The sequence below is a fragment of the Nostoc cycadae WK-1 genome, from assembly GCF_002897135.1.
In the GTDB taxonomy this organism is placed as follows: Bacteria; Cyanobacteriota; Cyanobacteriia; order Cyanobacteriales; family Nostocaceae; genus Nostoc_B.
The window spans coordinates 204,599-223,503 of record NZ_DF978433.1 but is presented as its reverse complement, the minus strand read 5'-3'; the positions used below and the strand labels follow the sequence as shown (position 1 = coordinate 223,503).

General features: G+C 37.8%; 16 protein-coding genes and 1 tRNA gene. 4 read left to right on the top strand and 13 right to left on the bottom strand.

From position 1 onward, the window contains the following. Positions 1 to 158: 158 nt before the first annotated feature. The 6 genes from NCWK1_RS19805 to NCWK1_RS19780 all read right to left on the bottom strand — a co-directional run bounded on the left by NCWK1_RS19805 (position 159) and on the right by NCWK1_RS19780 (position 7,541). A tRNA-Asp gene (locus tag NCWK1_RS19805) sits at positions 159 to 232 on the bottom strand. A 158-nt stretch (positions 233 to 390) separates the two neighbouring features. Beyond that, on the bottom strand, positions 391 to 1,917 hold the full coding sequence (locus NCWK1_RS19800; RefSeq protein WP_103125884.1) for a serine/threonine protein kinase: 1,527 nt from the start codon (positions 1,915 to 1,917) through the stop codon (positions 391 to 393). A 64-nt stretch (positions 1,918 to 1,981) separates the two neighbouring features. After that, positions 1,982 to 3,571 (bottom strand): serine/threonine protein kinase, encoded by a 1,590-nt coding sequence (locus tag NCWK1_RS19795; RefSeq protein WP_096584640.1) that lies wholly within the window; start codon positions 3,569 to 3,571, stop codon positions 1,982 to 1,984. 349 nt (positions 3,572 to 3,920) lie between these two features. Continuing rightward, positions 3,921 to 5,096: an esterase-like activity of phytase family protein gene (locus tag NCWK1_RS19790; RefSeq protein ID WP_103125883.1), complete on the bottom strand. Its 1,176-nt coding sequence runs from the start codon at positions 5,094 to 5,096 to the stop codon at positions 3,921 to 3,923. Positions 5,097 to 5,199: 103 nt separating this feature from the next. Continuing rightward, the gene (locus NCWK1_RS19785) at positions 5,200 to 5,847 is read right to left on the bottom strand and encodes a DUF642 domain-containing protein (protein ID WP_103125882.1); all 648 of its coding nucleotides are present in this window, start codon (positions 5,845 to 5,847) and stop codon (positions 5,200 to 5,202) included. A 191-nt stretch (positions 5,848 to 6,038) separates the two neighbouring features. Next, positions 6,039 to 7,541 carry a TM0106 family RecB-like putative nuclease gene (locus NCWK1_RS19780; protein ID WP_103125881.1) on the bottom strand — a complete coding sequence of 501 codons (1,503 nt, stop codon included), beginning with the start codon at positions 7,539 to 7,541 and terminating at the stop codon, positions 6,039 to 6,041. Positions 7,542 to 7,730: 189 nt separating this feature from the next. On the opposite strand from NCWK1_RS19780, the gene NCWK1_RS19775 reads away from it, so the two are divergent. Together NCWK1_RS19775 and NCWK1_RS19770 are read left to right on the top strand one after the other, a co-directional pair. Continuing rightward, positions 7,731 to 8,918, top strand: a complete 1,188-nt coding sequence (locus tag NCWK1_RS19775; protein WP_103125880.1) for an aminotransferase class V-fold PLP-dependent enzyme — start codon at positions 7,731 to 7,733, stop codon at positions 8,916 to 8,918. 89 nt (positions 8,919 to 9,007) lie between these two features. After that, positions 9,008 to 10,096 carry a glycosyl transferase gene (locus NCWK1_RS19770; protein ID WP_103125879.1) on the top strand — a complete coding sequence of 363 codons (1,089 nt, stop codon included), beginning with the start codon at positions 9,008 to 9,010 and terminating at the stop codon, positions 10,094 to 10,096. Here the strand turns inward: NCWK1_RS19770 and NCWK1_RS19765 are convergent, their stop codons facing one another. The 3 genes from NCWK1_RS19765 to purS all read right to left on the bottom strand — a co-directional run bounded on the left by NCWK1_RS19765 (position 10,097) and on the right by purS (position 13,515). Beyond that, the gene (locus NCWK1_RS19765) at positions 10,097 to 11,917 is read right to left on the bottom strand and encodes a hypothetical protein (protein ID WP_245894951.1); all 1,821 of its coding nucleotides are present in this window, start codon (positions 11,915 to 11,917) and stop codon (positions 10,097 to 10,099) included. A gap of 526 nt (positions 11,918 to 12,443) precedes the next feature. After that, on the bottom strand, positions 12,444 to 13,121 hold the full coding sequence (purQ, locus tag NCWK1_RS19760) for a phosphoribosylformylglycinamidine synthase subunit PurQ (protein ID WP_103125877.1): 678 nt from the start codon (positions 13,119 to 13,121) through the stop codon (positions 12,444 to 12,446). A 115-nt stretch (positions 13,122 to 13,236) separates the two neighbouring features. Beyond that, positions 13,237 to 13,515: a phosphoribosylformylglycinamidine synthase subunit PurS gene (purS, locus tag NCWK1_RS19755; RefSeq protein ID WP_096584618.1), complete on the bottom strand. Its 279-nt coding sequence runs from the start codon at positions 13,513 to 13,515 to the stop codon at positions 13,237 to 13,239. Positions 13,516 to 13,662: 147 nt separating this feature from the next. Here purS and NCWK1_RS19750 point away from each other — a divergent pair, with 147 nt between their 5' ends. Further along, a complete protein-coding gene (locus NCWK1_RS19750) occupies positions 13,663 to 14,049 on the top strand; it encodes a Fur family transcriptional regulator (RefSeq protein ID WP_096584615.1) in 387 nt (128 codons plus the stop codon). Between the two features lie 61 nt (positions 14,050 to 14,110). Here NCWK1_RS19750 and NCWK1_RS19745 read toward each other — a convergent pair whose 3' ends face one another. From NCWK1_RS19745 to NCWK1_RS19735, 3 genes are all read right to left on the bottom strand, one after another. After that, the gene (locus NCWK1_RS19745) at positions 14,111 to 15,109 is read right to left on the bottom strand and encodes an SPFH domain-containing protein (protein WP_096584612.1); all 999 of its coding nucleotides are present in this window, start codon (positions 15,107 to 15,109) and stop codon (positions 14,111 to 14,113) included. 101 nt (positions 15,110 to 15,210) lie between these two features. Beyond that, positions 15,211 to 15,642: an NfeD family protein gene (locus NCWK1_RS19740; protein WP_096584609.1), complete on the bottom strand. Its 432-nt coding sequence runs from the start codon at positions 15,640 to 15,642 to the stop codon at positions 15,211 to 15,213. A 299-nt stretch (positions 15,643 to 15,941) separates the two neighbouring features. Next, the gene (locus NCWK1_RS19735; RefSeq protein WP_103125876.1) at positions 15,942 to 16,823 is read right to left on the bottom strand and encodes a hypothetical protein; all 882 of its coding nucleotides are present in this window, start codon (positions 16,821 to 16,823) and stop codon (positions 15,942 to 15,944) included. Between the two features lie 505 nt (positions 16,824 to 17,328). On the opposite strand from NCWK1_RS19735, the gene NCWK1_RS19730 reads away from it, so the two are divergent. Next, entirely contained in the window at positions 17,329 to 17,919 is a 591-nt protein-coding gene (locus tag NCWK1_RS19730; protein ID WP_103125875.1) for a hypothetical protein, read from the top strand. A 158-nt stretch (positions 17,920 to 18,077) separates the two neighbouring features. Here NCWK1_RS19730 and NCWK1_RS19725 read toward each other — a convergent pair whose 3' ends face one another. Next, a complete protein-coding gene (locus NCWK1_RS19725) occupies positions 18,078 to 18,440 on the bottom strand; it encodes a hypothetical protein (RefSeq protein WP_103125874.1) in 363 nt (120 codons plus the stop codon). Positions 18,441 to 18,905 lie beyond the last annotated feature (465 nt).

The window sequence follows — 18,905 nt, the reverse complement described above, 5'->3', positions numbered from 1 at the left end:
TGTGGCAAGTGACACTTTAGAAGTGTAGGTTTTCGCTCTCACTTTGACTTCCCTCTCGGCGCTGAGTATTAAACTAATGTCAGAGGATTCAAAAATAACAAGCTAATTGTAAATAATGCTTACATCAGCAATTGCTATTAACTAATTCGGTTTTTTAACGGGACTGACGGGGCTCGAACCCGCAACTTCCGCCGTGACAGGGCGGTGCTCTAACCAATTGAACTACAGTCCCTTAATTTGCAACTTTATTACTGTCGCACTTTTCTTTTGATTTGTCAAGTATTTTTTGCTTTTTTGCTTACCTAAGCTTTTAGTGCTGCGGTTTTTACTCAACGATTTACTATTATAACGTTTAAACGAATTTTTGCAAGTGGTCTTTTATATAATTTTCTAAGTTGTTGAAGCAGTCACAATCTTTGATTTAGAGGATAAATGTTCTAGGATATGAACTTGTATTTGTTTATACTGCTGTTTTAACAAATTCTTACTGTTCAAGGCTTGATCGGACTGAGGCTGGCTTTTACTTTGTTCAATCCACTGTTTTAATCTTTGTCGTTGGGTATTAATAATATGAGTGTTCAAAACAGTGACACAGCTATGAGGTGCTTCCAAGGTAAAGCAAATTAAAGAATAGCGTCCATGTTCTATTAAACGAGAAACCAGTTCTTGGTTTTGGGGATTCTGCATATCTAAGTAGCAAGGTAGCCATTTCGAGCCAATTTCTGGATCGTGGAGGAGGGTGATCCACAGCAGCATTGGGTGTGGTGCTGTAATAAAAACAAAATGGTTGTAACGCTGACACAAAACTCGTTTTTTGATTTCTTGTTTAGGTAACATCAGCCACAAGGCTGGCAAATTGCCTTGTGACTGGTCTAAAACTTGGGGAAATACAATTTCTTGAATGGGTTTATTTTGTGGCCATCGCAGTTGTTCAAAGTTTGTTTTTAGTACTGGAGGCAAATCAGCACCAAAAGTCAAACTAGGGTTATATTGTGATGCTAAAGGTGTGGGTAAACTCTGACAACTCGACTTTTCGAGACTATCTAGAACTTGCAGAATTTCTGTCATATTTTGAGGACGATCGCTTGGTTTTTTAGCCAAGCAAGCCATGATGAGATTGTTGAGTTGTTGGGGTAATTTGAGTTGGGGGCTAACAGTTGCGATCGATTTTGGTGCTTCAAAGTTATGTGCTTTATACCAAGCCCCAAATAAATCTGTTTCTGGCTGCCAAGGTTTAGCACCTGTCAGCATCTCAAACATCATTACACCCAAACTATAAATATCCGAGCGACTATCAATTTCTGTGCCTTCTAGTTGTTCAGGAGAACAGTATGGCAAGGTGCCATGAAAGCCTTTATTAGTATTAACACTGTTTGTATAATTAATAAATTTAGCAATACCAAAATCAAGAATTTTAATTAATCTTCCTAAAATTGGATCGGGCAAAACTAATATATTAGCTGGTTTAACATCTCTATGAACTAATTGATAAATTTTGCCATCAATATTAATACCTTGATGGGCGCATTGTAAACCTAAACAAATCTGACGCGTTAACGTCAAAAACTTAGGTATGGGCATAGGTATTAAATCTTTTAAACTTTTACCATTAAGATATTCCATCACATAAAATGGCTTACCTTCGGCACTCACACCATAATCGTAGGCTCGCACAATATGGAGACTTTTTTGACTTAAAGCTGCACTTAACATTGCTTCCCTTGCAAAGTCTTGCTGCATTTTTTCATCACAAAATGTTTGAGTTAAAAATTTGACGGCAACAGGTGTTCCACCTAGTAAAATATCATCTGCTAAAAAAACTTCACCCATGCCACCACTACCAATCAACTGTTTAAGCTGATAGCGATTGGCCAGCAATCCTGTAATGTGTGGAGAGATGAATGCACTTTGATTCACTTTTACAACCTCTAATATTGCCGTAATTAAATAACTACAAACTCACTCCATCTCAAATTTATTTTTAAGAACGTGATATAATTTGGAGGATTTTATCAAATAGTTGAGATAACCAAGCTCTAAAACCAAGTTTGGCAATTTGTTGTCTTTCTACTAATTTTTGTAAAATTTCTGATTTTAAGTTTAGGTATTCTGCTTTCAAAATAGTTTTAGCTTGTTCAGATGCGATCGCCTCATGAGATTTTTCCTCTAATTCCAGCCAATCGGTAAGTTGCTGTCTTTGCTTGGCTGTCAGAGTTAAGGTCATCACATTAGCACATTGAGTTGGTTCTTCCAGAGCGAAAAATAGTAGATGATAGTAACCTCTATCTGCTAAAAGTTTAGCAATTCTCTGACCTCTATTATCTTTTAAATCTAAGAAATAAGATAGCCATTTAGTCAGAGAGAATTGAGCATTGTATAGAACTGTAACCCATAACAGCATGGGGTATAAATTCATTTTGTCAATAAATTCTGTACTGTGATATTTATCAGAAAAATTAGTAATTTCTTGTTTAGGCAACATTGCCCAAAAAGTTGGGATAACTCCTTGGGTAGTATGTAATAAATGTGGAAAACCAATAGATGCAATTGGTTTATTCTTAGGCCATGTTTTTTGTAAACATTCTTTTTCAGAAATTGAAGTTACTGGTACTAAGTTAACAGGAGATGAAACGCTATCACTTTCGAGTGAAAAATCTCTAGCAACCTGTCGTTTAATTTTCTCTAGAACTACTAAAACTTGACTAATAGTTTGAGGACGTTCACTAACTTCTTTAGCCAAACAAGTTAGTAATAATTTTTTTAGTACTTGAGGTATTTTGACTTCGGGATTTACTTGTTCTGGTGTTGGTGGAGCTTGAAAACGATGCGCTTGATACCAGCTACCAAAAGTATTACTTTCTATTTGAAATGGATGTTTACCTGTCAACATTTCAAACATTAATACACCCAAACTGTAAATATCAGAACGGACATCTAGAAGTTTACGTCCTTCCATGTGTTCTGGAGAGCAATAAGGCAAACTCCCAATAAAAGAATCAGTCAGGGTCATCCCACTGCGTTCTGTTAAAAATTTAGCAATGCCAAAATCAAGAATTTTAACAATTTCGCCTTGTTTGCCATCATCAATAATAAATATATTTTCTGGCTTAATATCTCGATGAACAATCGGATAAATTTCTCCTTTGAGGCTGATACCTTGATGAGCGCACTGTAAACCTAAACAAATTTGCTGGCAAATGTCGACAAACTTGACAAGTGTTAATGGTTGTACTTTGAGAATCTGCTTGAGGTTTTTACCTTGCAGATATTCCATGACATAAAAAGGTGTTTTATCATCTGTCATGCCATAGCTTAATACCTGAACAATATTTTTGCTTTTACGACCTAACTGAGCGCCAATAAAAATTTCTCTGGCAAAACGTTGCGATATTTGCTGGTTTCCTAGACTTAGCATTAAAATTTTGACAGCTACTAAAATTCCACCCTTAGCTGCATCTTCTGCTAAGTAAACCCTACCCATACCGCCTTTACCAATTAAATCTTTTATTAAATAGCGATTATTTAAAAACTTTCCAATATAAACATCTATTTCGGTTTTAGGCACTACCATATTTGGAAATGTTACGCTATAAAATTTTTGGATACATATTGCTCAAGGTTTAATTGTAACCATGAATAATTTCACTAATTTTAGAGAATCAATTATAAAGTATAAAACTCACTTTAAAAGGCAATAAAGGTTTAATAAAAGAGTGAATGATTTTTCTGCAAAATTGCTTAAACATTATGTAACATATTAATTAAGCAAAATAAATGAGGAAATCCACTGAAACGAAAGAGAATCTGAAGGTGGTACCTCTCTAATAACAGTAAATCTACGGTTAATAGGGATCATTACTGAAAACATTTTCAAAAGCGTTCGCCTGAAAATTAATGTAAATCTCCTGATAATCTAGCAATTAGGAAAAATTTAATATCCGGCGAAACCATCTGATAATTGGTGGTTCAATTTTAAGTTGAAAAGCTAAAAACTGAGTACGTTGTAGAGAATTAAAATTATTATCGCTGACAAGAATTAATGAACGCCGTCCATTAGGTAGCCAAGGGCCGAGTGTTAACCCTTCAATATTATCTAGGGCTACATCCAAGGTTCGCAAATCTAATAAGAGTTTTTTTGTAACTGGGCGAATATTTTGGGAGTTTGTTAAAAGGCTACTGATATTGTGAATATCATCAGCATCGGCTAAGGAAATTTGAAATAAAAAAATGGCAAATCCTAAACCAGTAAAAGACCTTTCTATACTCAATAAGTGTCCTTGATTATCTAAGGCGAGTAAATCTGGTAAGCCACTAGTAAATCTACCCGTTATGTCTAGTAATGGTGCAACTGGTTCAGTTTGGTATAAGAACTCCCTTTCTGGTTGCTGAGTAAGCAGGTTATATTGCAAAATTCGGCAAGGTGTACCAACATTTGGTTTCGCCACTGACCCATCTTGAATTAAGGCATTTTCATTTGCGGAGAATAAATACTCATTGTTGGGTGTAATAGTCAGACTTTCAAACGCCAAATTATTACGTATACCAGTTTTACCCCTTTTATCTGGCAAGAACTTTTTTGGTATAGGTAGTGTTGTAATTGTTTTACCAGAAGATAAGGAAAACTCTTGAATAAAAGGATTAATTAATTTTTCAACATCACCTTCAGAAGATATGAAGACAGTATCTTTATCAGTTAAAGCAATCCCTTCTGTATCGGTTGTTGTTGGCAGAAAGTTTTGACCATTTTGATTTAACAGCATTGTTACCCCAACAGGCATAACATTACCGTTTTCTAGCAAACCTTTACTCAAATTAATTTTTAAAGTATAGAATCTTGCAGGAGCTTTTTGCCCTCGGTCATCGGAACTAGCATAGTAAAGGTCATTTTTAGCATCATAAGTAATGCCTGATAAACCACCAACTTCGGTTTTTTGGAAAGATAATCCTTTGGATAATGTGGCTTCTCCGATGAAATCAATGCTACTGATTTCAACAGCATTGGGGGAAAAATTTATAATTAAAAGTATGCTAATTAAAATAGCAATTCCTACATAAAAAATCTTGGGAATATCCCAGATTTTTCTGACTATTTTCATATTGATAATTCTACAAGAGCAGGCGATCGCAGTTTTAATGCAAAAAGGTACGTGAATGAAATATCACGTACCCTACAATATCAGGCGATCGCACTTTCCTTAATTAAGCATGTTTACGCTTGATAGCTGAACTAGCCCCAAAAACACCGACCATTAGCACGCCCAGGATAGATCCTGCTTCAGGAACAGCCACGGCTACAACACTAACATCATCAATGTAAGTTCCGCGGGTATTAGACAACTCACCGAAGTTATCAAACCGTAAAGTGGTTATAGTGTCATTGGCTACTAAATTGTAAGTAAAAACGTTCCAATTCGTGTTAGAACGCCCCGCACCACTAGCTGTTAAATTTGCTACGGTCGCTCCATCCCAAAAAACATTTAGTCTATTGTCTCTCTCCCCAGGACGTGGTGAAAAGGCAAAACTCAACTGATACTGACGACCCACAACTGTCGAGATATTCTGGAAAATGCCCGATGTAGCCCTACCATCTAGCTCGGCAAATTGACTACCAGCAAATGGACTCCCGGCAACATTATCTTGAATCTCAATACCAGCACCGCGAGCAGAGTCAGGCGTAAGACTCCATCCTGGAATAGGGTTAATGGTTGAGTAGCTTCTGGGACGAATGTCAGGGGATTCAAAACTACCGTTAACAAGTAAGTTTAAACTAGCGGCTGATGCTGATCCAGCTATTACCAGAGGCATCAATGCAGCGCTAGATGCAGTTATTAACAGTTTTTTAAGCATATTTTTGTTGTATTTTGTTGCCTGATTTTGCAATAACTTGAGATGTTACCAATTAATAGGGTTGATAATTATAATCCGAAATAATACGCAATCTTCACCCAAAGCAGACACATACTCTTGATCAATCCAGAAGTTGGCTCAACCAGTAAAATGTCTGAACAATCAAATACTAAGGAATTTTACGGGTACTGTCAATCTATAGAATAGGAGCTTTTAGGTATTGCTAATTGATGGGCATTTTGAAAAAAATTTGCCAGCCAATCTTTCACGCTACGAGTAGCATGGCAGTCATCTTCGTTGTAGCGTTGGATAATGTCTAAGAAAGAGCGATCACCTGTTTCCAACCATTGATCATACCAGTAAATGCACTTAGCTCCACTCGCTTCTTTATCACGCCACTCAAAGCCCAGCCATCGTGCAATCACTTTTAGGGCGTAACTTTCTACAGGTAAGGCGACACTTTGAATTAATTGTTCGTATACATCGACAAATCTATAAAGAACAGGATTAACTAAAGATTTCGGCGTACGATATAGCTTGGCTAATCGTTTGACTGTATCAAATTCGTAAACACAAAAATGATAAATTGGCGCGTCAGGATATTGCCAAACTAAGTCGAGAAATTGTTGCCAGATCAATTCTTCATCCGCGGGTGTTTCAGCTAAAAACGAATAAAACTGTTGTGTATTGTTTTGTCTATCAACAACTAAAACACCTAAAAGATAATCTAAATCTAAGTCTGGCTGGGCTTCAATATCAAAATACAGTTCTACAGGTGCAGTAAATGCAAGTTCTGTTGGTGGTAGAGACGTTGGTAAAATCAATGGACGTTTTTCGATCACAGCTTGCGCTTGAATGATCAATTTAGTGGCTACTATACTGTCAAATCCAGGTAAATCTTCCAGAATGGTGGGGCTTGCATTAGCCAGAGATTCCAGTGTTGTTAGAGAAAGTTCTTGGAGTTGGGCGTAGCGCACAGGTGTAACGCCTGGTAATAATGAGAGATGTTTTTGTGCTTGGGCGATCGCGTAACATTGACTATGCCAGTGACAAAGATTACATTTTTGCCGTGAAATAAACATCTCTGGCGGTTCTGATAACTCTAGCGCTTGAATGAACTCCGCCAGAATTTGTAACATCTGTGGTGTCCATTTCGCTAAATCTACGGAATAACTAATGTCTTTGGTACGCAATATCAACCAAGCTTTATCGGGGGTTACTCCTTGCACGGTTGCTAAAGCTTGGGTATGAAATGCCGCCACAACTTGATATTCTTGTTTGGGACGTTTACCCAGTTCCATATTCGCTGGAACATACATCCAATCACCAAAACAAGATTCTCCTGGCTGTTTAATCAGTAAATCTGGACGGCTGAGGATTGTATATTCATCACTAGCTGTTTCTACCCAATCTTGATAATTGCTTAACAGCACTCCATGATAAATATACTCAACTCCCCGTTGCATTAATTCTAAAGTCGCTGCTTGCGCTGCTTCCCTATTTCCAAAAGGATATTGGGGTTGTTCATAGTTAAACTCTGCCAAAATACCGCGATGATAAGCAATTTTGTCTTGTTGCAGTTTAGTCAACAAGTCATTAGGTGCATCTCGCTGGTTTTTGTCAGCATTGATATCTAAAATAGGCCGGCGTTTGCAGCGTTGGTATTGCAGTAAGTGTTCAGCATTAATCAACATTCATTTAAGCTAACAATAATTATGGCTTTCTGGGACTGAGTAAAAGAGAACGGGCAACTAGAATTATTTTTTCCCTCACCTTAAGGGTTTTTTATACCCTGAAAAAAGGATGCACAGCTATGCGACCTTGCTCATTGGTGGGAAAATGAAACACTAAACGAGTAACAATGTTGATTTTTGGCATTATTTATGACCAGTATTTCTGCTATCCAAACAGATTTGCATCGCCATCAAGAACAATTTCCCGCTTTAGCTAATAAGATTTATTTTAACTATGGTGGACAAGGGCCGTTACCGAAAAAGGCAATGGATGCCATTATTCAAACTGAAACTCATATTCAGCAGCTAGGCCCTTTTGGTAATGAAGTTGGACGCTGGATAGGATCATATACTCAAACTATCAAACAAGCGATCGCATCGGAGTTAAACGCACCACCAGAAACCATCACCCTCACCGAAAATGTGACTGTGGGCTGTAATATTCCTCTGTGGGGAATTGATTGGCATACTGGCGACCATCTGTTGCTATCTGACTGCGAACATCAAGGGGTAATTGCCGCAGCGAAAGAAATTGGGCGGCGGTTTAATGTGGAAGTTACCACCTGTCCGTTAATGTCAACTTTAAATGAGGGCGACCCTGTGGCGGTTGTTACCGAAAATTTACGCCCTAATACTCGCTTAGTTATTCTCAGCCACGTCCTTTGGAATACTGGTCAAGTTTTACCGCTGGAAAAGATGATCGAAGTATGCAGAAATAATAATTCTTTAGTACTAGTAGATGCTGCTCAATCTGTGGGTTTATTACCTTTAAACTTAACTGAAGTGGGGGCAGATTTTTATGCTTTTACCGGGCATAAATGGTGGTGTGGCCCGGCTGGGGTGGGTGGTTTATATGTTAAACCAGACGCATTAGAAAAACTTGCCCCAACGTTTATTGGTTGGCGTGGTGTAATTAAAGATAGTCAAGGTCAGCCGATAGATTTGTTACCCGATGGACGGAGATATGAAGTCGGGACATCAGCTTATTCATTTTACGCGGGATTGCTGGAGGCGATCGCAGTTCATCAAAAATGGGGTACAGCCGAGGAACGTTATCAGCAAATTTGCCGCAACAGTGAATATCTCTGGCGGAAATTATCAGCCTTACCGCAAATTAAATGTCTGCGAACTTCCCCACCAGAAAGCGGTTTAATTTCGTTTCAATTTGTCCAGCATGATTCTCAAATTAGTTTAAAATTAGTCCAATTTTTAGAGACAAATAGGATATTCACCCGCACAATTGCCAAGCCTGACTGTGTTCGCGCCACCGTTCACTACTTCACTTTAGAGTCAGAAATGGATGAGTTAGTCGAACAAATAGACAAGTTTAGTCAATAGTCATTTCTCAAAAGACTAAATAATTAAAATTTCCGACTTCATACTAGCCTGCGGCAAGCCGCTACGCGTCTACAAACTTCCTACTTTATATGAAACGCCCAATTTTATACGTAGCCATTACAAATCACGGTTTTGGTCATGCTACTCGCACCGCATCGGTAGCTGCAACTATCCAAAAGTTGTGTCCTGATGTGTTGTTAATTATGGTGACAACTGCACCGCGCTGGTTGTTAGAGTCATATATCGAAGGTGATTTTATCCATCGTCCCCGCGCTTTTGATTTGGGTGTTATACAAGCTGATAGTTTGACAATGGATAAAGACGCAACTTTAGCAAAATTATTAGATATTAAAAAGCACCAAAATTCTTTAATTGCTTCCGAAGTTAATTTTATCCGGCAAAATCGGGTTGATTTAATCTTGGCTGATATTCCGTTTCTTGCACCTTTATTTGCCAAAGCCGCAAATATTCCTTGTTGGATGATGAGTAACTTTGGTTGGGATTTGATTTACAGAGATTGGGGAGGTGAATTTATCGCGATCGCAGATTGGATTAGTGAGTGTTATTCTAAGTGCGATCGCTTGTTCCGGCTACCATTTCATGAACCAATGCAGGCTTTTAAAAATATTACCGATGTTGGTTTAACAGGTGGTTCACCGCGTTATTCTGCTGATGAATTACATACTAATTGGGGCATAACTGCACCACAAGATAAAACTATTTTACTTACCTTTGGCGGCTTAGGTTTACAGCAAATCCCTTACACAAACTTACAAAATTTCCCAGATTGGCAATTTATCACTTTTGACAAATCTGCACCAGATTTACCTAATTTAGTCAAAATTCAAGACAATAAATACCGCCCTGTAGATTTTATGCCAATTTGTGGAAGAGTAGTTTCTAAACCGGGTTACGGCACTTTTTCCGAGGCGACGCGTTTGGATATCCCAATGGTGACAATTCCCCGCGATGATTTTGCCGAAGCAAGTTATCTTTTAGAGGGAATTACTAATTACAATCATCATCAAATTGTTACACCCGCAGAATTTTTTGCAGGTGATTGGAATTTCCTCCATGAACTACCGCAACCACCAAAGCAAACCCAAAAAATTGCCAAGGATGGAAATGAGGCGATCGCTCAAGCTATGATCAATCAAATAGGAAGTAAATCAGAATAACTATTGACGATGAGGATAAACATGGCGCATTTCAAACCGACATTGTTCCCATAGCGGTAACAAAGCCTGTTTTGCTGCATTTAATTGCCCTTGAGAATGATTTATTTTCCCATTATCAATTATCCAAATAAACACTCGCGTGATTAAATCTGCCTGGGAACTACTTTCGTATTGACAATTATTTATTTTTGCTACTTGTGTATCTAAGCAATAGATAATATCGTTAAAATTCCAAATTTCTTCTTTGGATATCTCTGCTGAGGGAAGTTTCCAAATGATTTTTTGTAAATTCATTGTGATGTAATCTAAACCTGCGATCGCTGAATCAGTATTTCTCACTAAATCTGTAAATACTTGGTAATATTGTTTCAAGCTTGAAGCTGCAATATTTTCAATATATTTTTGTAGCCATACTTGTATATCTCGTAGATAAGGCAATAAATCTTTAATCTCATTCATCTCTTTAATTATTGTATGTTGACTTTGATAATTTAAGATATTTTTATCTAAGTCAAATTCTAATACTTGAAATTCCTGAGAATAATAATTAATTACTTTTGGAATAAATTTTTCTATCAACCAAGTTTTGGTATATTTGGCTGTCCATGTTCCTCTTATACCAATATCCTCTTGCCACGAATTTAAGTTACTTCTTTCTAAGGTTGCTATGTGGATATCATTAATTTCGTAGAAGATATCAACTTGATTATTAGAAAATGCAGAGTAAGAATTACTCAGCCGCGGCACAATAAAGGTATGATCACGAATTCCTCGACTGATGCGAATAGAAATATTTCCCTGATCAAATAAATGCCATTCTGATTTTCCTTGGGCATAATTAAATTTTTTCATAAAATTGTGCATAATTTTCCATAGTTTGACATCTATAGAAAATAGGTGAAATCCTCTGACATCAGAGAATTCTACAAATTTAAAATCCCAAGTTTCTAAATTATCTTCAAATTCGATAATTCTCTTTTTATATTCTTGACAAATAGCATCTATACATAAGCATAAGTCTGCTGCTTCTAACTCAGATAAAATAACTGTTGTTTGTCCTAAAGATGCCTCAAATATGTCTGCATCTATTTGTTTTAGAAAACGACGACAACCCCATTCAGGTTTAGTGTAAAGTCCTGTTATTAATTGTCCTAAAATTTGTGGGTGGGTTAGGCAAATTTTTAAACGTCTTAAAATTATGCTACTAAATTGAATTACACAATCACCTTTGCCAAATGCTTGTGGTAAATTGCATTCAATTAAAACTTTGGGTTTGACAACAATTAAGTGATGACCTGTTTTAAGTAAACAAGGCTCAAATTCAGACTTTTCTAGAATCTTGCCAAATTCCGTATGTCTGCTTAAATATTTTTCTATATTACTAAATTCAGTATAACTAAAGTTTTTTAGGGTGGTTTTATTAGTTTTTCTAAGTGAATCAAAATTAAGCTGATAATAAATATTTTCAGCTACTTGCTTATTTCTCAATGTATCAATTATCGAATCAAAGATTAGTTCTTCTCGATGGTAAGGAAAACATTTAAATATTTTAAGACTGTAGCCATTAGTAATTAGCAAAATTAAGGGTTTTAGATAATTACTATAAAATTTAGCTTGATTAATTGCTTCTGAGAAAGATTGTGTATTTGGCGATAAATAAATAACAATTACTAATGATGTGGATACATTTTGCTGAATAACATCATCAGTTGCAAAATAAATTTGAGCGTTTTTAAGTTGCTTGGCTGGATTATCTAAATTATTTGTTAAAGCATACTTACACTGCCGATAGGAATCTGGATAACCTAAATGCTGAAACATCGGCAAAATAAACTTTTTTTCTACATCTTCTACAGTTTGTAAAATCCGAATATCAAAAACTTGTATCCACTTAATAAATAATTGCAGCGAGTCAGGAATATACATTAGAGAATCCACTGCTTGTATAAATTTGCCTTTACGGGAATGGTTAATTAACTGATGCGAGTTTGATGGATATCAAAACCCCTCTCCAAGCCTTTCCTTATGTAGGAGAGGTTCATCTAACTCAGGTTTAATTAGCAATTTATCAAGTCAGTTTTTATAAGATAGTAATTGCGAATACTCTGCCAGTTGCCACAGAGATTTCAAATTTTGACAAAAATATCTGATAAATTCTATGCGCCTTTATACAAAAAAATCAGGTTATTGGCACTAAAGTCCGGTGGGAAATGATGGAAAGTTGCTAAAAACCTGAGTTTTACGTTGTAGACATTGCTTACCCTACAGTTAATCAGGTTACAAAAAAAATTAGGGAACATCATTGCTCCCCTCTGCTTACTTGCTATATTTACCGCAAAAGTTAAATCTACACTAAAGCAGCAACTTTCTCTAATAACCCTTGAAATAGACTTAAGCCATCACTATTACCTAGCATGGTATCCGATGCTCTTTCTGGGTGTGGCATCATCCCCAAGACATTGCCTTGACGATTGCAAATTCCCGCAATTTTGTTGAGTGAACCATTGGGGTTTTCGCCTGCATAGCGAAACACTACCTGTCCATTGTCTTCTATTGCCGATAGAGTCGATTTATCAGCATAAAAGCGACCTTCTCCGTGGGCAATAGGTAAAGTAATTACTTCACCAGTGCTGTAAGTTTTTGTCCAAGGAGTATTTGCATTTTCTACTTTTAAGGGGACGCGATCGCAAATAAAATGCAAATCACGATTTCTGGTTAATGCCCCAGGTAAAAGTTTAGCCTCAGTTAATACCTGAAACCCGTTACAAATACCGAGAACAAACTTCCCCTTTTGTGCATGTTCAATCACCTGCTGCATTACAGGCGAGAACCGAGCGATCGCACCGCAGCGCAGATAATCACCATAACTAAAGCCGCCGGGGATGATAATTACATCCAAATCAGCAATATCAGTGTCTTGATGCCAAACCATGCGCGTTGGTTGACCTAACAAGTCTCTGGTGACATAAGCAACATCGCGATCGCAATTAGACCCTGGAAAAACAATAACGCCGAATTTTGTCATTGGTCATTGAGAAGTAAAAAGTAAAAATTAAAAAGTAAAAATTAAAAAGTAAAAAGTAAAAAGTAAAAGGGCAAAAGATGATGTCCTTTTACTTTTACCTTTTACCGTTTAACTTTTAAAACACTCCCGTCTGTGTTTCGACCTCAATTAAATCAAACCGATAGTTCTCAATCACGGGATTTGCTAACATCTGGTCACAAATGTTGTTTAAATCTTGACGTGCTTTTGTCTCATCAGGGGAGATGATGGTGAATTCTATGTACTTACCAATCCGCACATGGTCAACAGTATCGTATCCCATTTGCTTGAGACCAGATTGTACAGCCACACCAGCAGGGTCTAGGACTGAAGGACGAAGCGTTACGAGAATTTTAGCTAGATACTTCCGTTGCACAGTTTTTTTTGCTGAATGCTGCGATCGCTATACTATAACTTTCTGTTCCAACTGAGTGAAAATAAGATTGTGAAACAGTTAAAGTTAATTTAATTAGATAGCCAGTATAACAGCTTCCACTACAGTGGCGAATATCCCCAATTGCTTATGAGAGCCATACGCACCCGCAGTCAAGAGCGGATTTTAAACCTACTGAAAAGCATGAAACAAGGCATTTCCGCCCAAGATATTTATATTGAATTGCGTAATCGCAATCAGAATATGGGTTTAGCCACTGTTTATCGCTCCTTGGAAGCTTTAAAACTTGAAGGTTTGGTGCAAGTGCGGACTTTAGCTAATGGTGAAGCCCTCTACAGCCTAGCGCAGCAAGACAAACACCATTTAACTTGTCTACAATGTGGCACTTCCATACCTATTAATCAGTGTCCAGTTCATGACCTAGAAGACCAACTACAAACCAATCATAAATTTAAAATTTTCTACCACACTTTAGAGTTCTTTGGTTTGTGTGGTCAATGTCAGGTTAATGAATAGTCCAGAGTCAAAAGTCCATAGTCCATAGTTAAATCATTGACCTTTGACACTTGACTATTGACTATTGACCATTGACATCAGGTACTTCCCTACCTAACCAAGATTTAGAATCTACTTGCGTATCAGAAACTATGGAGCGAATACCCTCGAAGGCCGCCGGAATGGTGCGAGGGTCGATAAACATGACCTTGCTGCTATCGCTTTTACCGATAGTCGCGCCCATATCTAAATAACCTAAAGCAAACAGAACTTCTAACGCTTTACTAGCATTGGCGTTGGTGTTAATTTTTTGGGCGATAATTTCGGCTGACTCTGCAATGGCTTGGGCTTTGAGAACTTGCTGTTGGCGTTCGGCTTGGGCTTTAAGAACGATCGCTTTTTGTTCCGCTTCAGCGTTTAAAATTACGGATTTTTGCCGCGCTTCTGCATCTAAAATTTGGGCTTCCGCTTTACCTCTAGCACTATTAACTGCTGCTTCCCGTTCACCTTCAGAATTTAAAATTGCCGCCCGTCTGCGTCGTTCTGCGGACATTTGCATTTCCATTGATTCTTGTACTGCTTTAGAGGGGATTAAATCTCGCAGTTCTACTCTTGTGACTTTCACGCCCCAAGGATCTGTGGCGATGTCTAAATCGCGTAACAAAAGCTCATTGATTTGAGTCCGGGCGGTAAAGGTTTCATCTAACTCCAGTTGTCCCATTTCTGAGCGAATTTGAGTTAGTACCAAGTTTGTCATTGCCAACTGGAGATTTTCTACCTTATACCAGGCTTTTTCCATATCAACAATCCGCCAGTACACCACTGCATCTACTTCAATGCTCACGTTGTCGCGGGTGATACATTTTTGTGGGGGAATATCTAAAACTTTTTCGCGGATGGTTTGTTGGTAGACGACTTTATCTAAAAAAGGTAGAACAAAATTAAGTCCTGGTTCTAGTTTTTTGTTATAGCTACCTAATCTTTCTACCAAAGCTTCATTACCTTGATTGATAACTTTAACAGAACCTGCAACCGCAGAACCACCAAGGGCTAAAAAGACTAGTAAAAAAAACTGTTCCACTGTAAATCTCCTGGTTATTAAATATTTTTAAATCTCAACTTTCACACTTCATACTACCCTCCGGGAAGCCACCCAAAGGGTGTCTACATACTTCACACTTCCTAAGAATGTAATAAATTTTCTGGCATAACAATTAATGTCGTGCCTTCTCTTCTGACTACATAAACTCTTTGATGGGGAGCAACATCGAGTTTGTCATCATCGCATCTAGCACGCCAAGAATTGCCTTCATATAGCACTCGCCCCGTTTTACCAGCCGGAATTTCTGTTAATGTTTCAGCTATAACTGCATCTTGAATTTTTGACTTGCGTCGTCGCGGTTGCAAAAATCGCCGGGATAGTAACACCAACATTGTCGAAAGCAATAGCCAAATTGCTACTTGCAGCCATAAACTCAAACCCAGTTGGGACAGTAGCGCCACTACAAAGGCGCTAATTCCCATCATGAAGGCGACAAAAGCCGACGGTAAAAACAGTTCCGATAAACACAAAACCGATCCAGCTAGGAGCCAAATTAAAGTAAAACTTGGCATAGAGCCATCCTAGACACTACATTTACAAAAAGGATTTCTGAGATTAGATCCACTGATAAATAGATGTTTTACACAAAGCCAACCTTTATCTTTTAAAAATTAATTTTGATTAATTTCCGTGAAAAGATGTAGTCAGTGGTACACAAAACCAGTCTATTCTAGCCAACAAGTCTTTGACATCTGAATGTAATCGAAATTCACGAGATCAACTACCTACGCACTTCGCCATTTTTCATACACTACAAATTTAGTGTTTAAGAGATCGCTTCCCTTTTTAGTATTTATACTTATACTTAGTCTTAAGGTGCAATGGTTTTAGAAACTTCTGGAGCGAGAATGAGCAAATGTCCTGGATCACCTTCTTGAATAGCGATTACTGCTGGACGGTTATTCGGTGGGGCATTTGGTGGTAGTGTGGAGAACAAATAAATCCAACCGCCACGTTCTAGAAGTAAGCGCCAAACTCTCGGCTGTTGGGGATTACTGACATCAGTATCTTCTTTACCGCGGAGGTCTTCAAATAAACCTCTATCGCCAATTATTTTGTAGCCTTTTAACAGTGGATCAGTAAACTCATCTTCAAGTTTACGTCCCGCGACAAATTTTTCTCCTGGGGTAATAAAAGCAATTACAGGTAAAGTGGAATTTTGCCCCGCATCTCGCCTTGCATCAGCAATGCCTTGCCACTGGGCTAACCAAAATATGACAATTAAAACCCAAGATACAATAACAATTTCGTTGACAAGCGATCGCAAAAAATCTACTAACCGCAACTGTTGAGAACTGTAGTTAACCAGAGAATTGAGAAATCTAGCTGTGATTGACCGCCGATGTTGAGTTGCGCGGATAATACGATGTGATAAATCGTGAAAGCAGTTAACTATAAATTCGCTAGTGATTCTAATTAACCATAAAGTCAGGTTAATAGCGATCGCCGCCAATAAAAAAGCGATCGCTGTTCTGCATATTGTCCAACCATCCCCAAGAAATATTTGTATGGGAACTATAAGAAACGACTGTGCAGGTAAATCTAGGTTAGAAATTTCTAGTTGGAAAAAAGAAAAATATGCCCAACGGTAAATCCAACCTGCAAAGAAAAGAGCCGCACCTAGTAAACCAATTACACTAGTAAATTTGCCTAAAATATTTGGATCTGCGGTCGGATTGGGGTTGGAAGTCACAAAAGCACTCCAAAGAATTACCAAAAATTAATTTGAGTTGAATGAACCTCTCCCCAACCCCTCTCCGAAGCGGAAAGGGGCAGAAATATTACTTGTTTTCACCGAAAAAATAGAGTTTTAAAGCCTCTCTCCCTTTGGGCTACGGTGTACACACAAGTCTTATAAAGTGCTTAACAGTGTTTTGATCCCCCCTAACCCCCCTTTTTAAGGGGGGAATTTCTTCAAGTCCCCCTTTTTAAGGGGAGCCACTGCGTTGCGGGGGTTCCCCCCGTTGTAGCAAGTGGCGTGGATTTAGGGGGATCAGATGATTTGTGTATATACCGTAGCTCCCTTTGGGGGAGAGGTTTGGAGAGAGTTTTCAATATAAGTTGTTTATTGCGTTAAAAAACTAAAACCATCATAATTTCTTAAATCAATCAATTTATTTTCCGTTATTTTACGGAAATTTGCTAAATAGTAAGGAAGTTAAATAAAAAATTAATACATAAGAAACAGTGTAAAGACTATGGCAGCTTTTCTGAAAGTAATGTTTGCAGGAGTTTTGATGACAGGAGGAGTGCTGGCAGCAAACACCATATCTGCAATTGCCAAAGAAGTCAAGACGGGAAATTTATTAATAGCACAAACACCAGCAAAATCACAGGTTATAGCATTGCCCATCGCTTTACCAGATTCAGCAGATATTTCTTTAAAAGATGGAGAATCCGTGAGTGGTAGGGTAATTAAAGTAGATCCTCAAGGACAAACATTAACAATTCAGCGTAGTAGCAAAACTCGCTCTATTCCTCTAAATAAAATTGACAAAGTACTGTTCAAAAATGCCGCTGCTTATGTAACTCGCGTTTATCCAAGAATGCGCGGTGAACGCAAACGCCCTATAGGTAAACCAATAACTTGGAATGGTGTACCTCTAAATACTTTTACAATTAAAAATCCAGTTAAAGGTGAAGCAGAAGTTACGTTGGCTCCCCCTGTTGTTTCCCGCGCGGGGTTGTTAGGTATTCAATCAGTAGCTAAAGATCGGCAATATGTAGTAGATCAAATCCAGTTTAATCCGCAGAAAAGAACAATGACTATTCAGGCAACACCTTATTAACGTGAGTTTGACGGATGTCAAAAACCCCTCTCCAAACCTCTCCCCCACGGTGAGAGAGGCTTTGAAACCTTGAATTTTTTGTTCAAAATTAGGGGGATTTAAGCCCCTCTCCGTGTCGGAGAGGGGTTGGGGAGAGGTTCATCAAACTTACGTTAGATTTAGGTAGTACTTAAAGCCATACCTTGACGCATTGCACGCTTGCGATCGCTTTTTCGAGTTCCTCCAGCCATTTGATATTCGTGGCTATTGTTGCCAAACTTATAAGCAATTCCACGCAAAATATTTTCCGAATAATCTGCTAAATGTTCCTCATTTTCCACAATCTGGGTTAATAAAACATCAATACTAGAAAGAGTAGTATTATACGATTCCAGTAATTGTCGCATCTTTTCTATTTTTTCAGTATAATCTGTGACTGTTAATCCTTCCCCTACATCCAGAGTTGAACTGATAGATTTAATGCTGGCTAGACGCATTTCGGCTTTTTCGAGAATACGTGAAGTACGCTTTCTTCTTGACATAATTAATACTCATTTTTTGAGTTAACCTTTACTCCATAGTGAACAATTGTATAAAAAGTTGCCATACGTAAAATTATTGATTTTTGTTAAATAATCAATGTTAAAGCGGAAACTACTACAGACTGAAGAAAATACGGAAATGTAAAAGCAGAAGTTACTTCCAGGAAAACAAAAGTTACTTTCCCTAAAGCAGAGGTTACTTCAAGAACAACAAAAGTTACTTTCCTTAAAGCAGAAGTTATTTCCGGGAAAGCAGAAGTTACTTCTAGGAAAGCGGAAGTAACTTTAGATAGCATCAAATTTGAGTTGGCGATCGCCCTACTATATAAAAATGTCGTATTTGCAAAAGTGCGATCGCTTGAGCATTTGTAGAAGATCCCCCTAAATCCCCCTTAAAAAGGGGGACTTTAAGAGAATTATTAGCCCCCCTTTTTAAGGCAGGGCTGTTTCATTCCCTAAAACAGG

Excerpts from the sequence above, each read along its gene's own strand:
- NCWK1_RS19795 (WP_096584640.1), bottom strand. The coding sequence starts at position 3,571 with ATGGTAGTGCCTAAAACCGAAATAGATGTTTATATTGGAAAGTTTTTA.
- NCWK1_RS19790 (WP_103125883.1), bottom strand. The coding sequence starts at position 5,096 with ATGAAAATAGTCAGAAAAATCTGGGATATTCCCAAGATTTTTTATGTA.
- NCWK1_RS19785 (WP_103125882.1), bottom strand. The coding sequence starts at position 5,847 with ATGCTTAAAAAACTGTTAATAACTGCATCTAGCGCTGCATTGATGCCT.
- NCWK1_RS19780 (WP_103125881.1), bottom strand. The coding sequence starts at position 7,541 with ATGTTGATTAATGCTGAACACTTACTGCAATACCAACGCTGCAAACGC.
- NCWK1_RS19775 (WP_103125880.1), top strand. The coding sequence starts at position 7,731 with ATGACCAGTATTTCTGCTATCCAAACAGATTTGCATCGCCATCAAGAA.
- NCWK1_RS19770 (WP_103125879.1), top strand. The coding sequence starts at position 9,008 with ATGAAACGCCCAATTTTATACGTAGCCATTACAAATCACGGTTTTGGT.
- NCWK1_RS19765 (WP_245894951.1), bottom strand. The coding sequence starts at position 11,917 with ATGTTTCAGCATTTAGGTTATCCAGATTCCTATCGGCAGTGTAAGTAT.
- purQ (WP_103125877.1), bottom strand. The coding sequence starts at position 13,121 with ATGACAAAATTCGGCGTTATTGTTTTTCCAGGGTCTAATTGCGATCGC.
- NCWK1_RS19750 (WP_096584615.1), top strand. The coding sequence starts at position 13,663 with ATGAGAGCCATACGCACCCGCAGTCAAGAGCGGATTTTAAACCTACTG.
- NCWK1_RS19740 (WP_096584609.1), bottom strand. The coding sequence starts at position 15,642 with ATGCCAAGTTTTACTTTAATTTGGCTCCTAGCTGGATCGGTTTTGTGT.
- NCWK1_RS19730 (WP_103125875.1), top strand. The coding sequence starts at position 17,329 with ATGGCAGCTTTTCTGAAAGTAATGTTTGCAGGAGTTTTGATGACAGGA.
- NCWK1_RS19725 (WP_103125874.1), bottom strand. The coding sequence starts at position 18,440 with ATGTCAAGAAGAAAGCGTACTTCACGTATTCTCGAAAAAGCCGAAATG.